This window comes from Gluconobacter sp. P1D12_c (assembly GCF_018812105.1).
Lineage (GTDB): Bacteria > Pseudomonadota > Alphaproteobacteria > Acetobacterales > Acetobacteraceae > Gluconobacter > Gluconobacter oxydans_A.
This window is the reverse complement of sequence record NZ_JACSIQ010000767.1, coordinates 1-379: the sequence shown is the minus strand read 5'-3', so window position 1 is coordinate 379 and position 379 is coordinate 1. Positions and strand designations below refer to the sequence as shown.

Annotated in this window: 1 protein-coding gene; it reads right to left on the bottom strand. The window is 38.8% G+C overall.

From position 1 onward, the window contains the following. Positions 1-4 precede the first annotated feature (4 nt). On the bottom strand, positions 5-379 hold a 375-nt coding region (locus tag KP705_RS19110; RefSeq protein ID WP_215765449.1), incomplete at its 5' end, for a hypothetical protein.

Sequence of the window (379 nt, the reverse complement as noted above, 5' to 3'; positions counted from 1 at the left end):
CGCTCTAGGCAATAGAGCGATCAGAACCCTTTTGAGGCTTCGCCTTAGGTTCCCACGTCGCCTGGAATGACTCAAGCCACTCCTTCGCAATCCTATCGCAATCACGCATTAAATCATCCAACGTGTAGACAGTCTTAATGAACGGAACAGGATTAATTCCATGCGAATCCAAAGAATCAAAAACTAAACCAAGATAAGTTTCAAGCTGTTCATTCTTCTTCTGTAAATCTCTGAACGGCTTGCCCTTATCAAAACTTTTTTCGCGTTCGCTTTTCAATTCGTTCAATAGTGATTTTCGTGATTCATTACTTTTGTGAATTTTTGTTTTTAGTGATGAATTACTCGCTTTCAACTTCTCATTTTGATTCTTCAATAAATG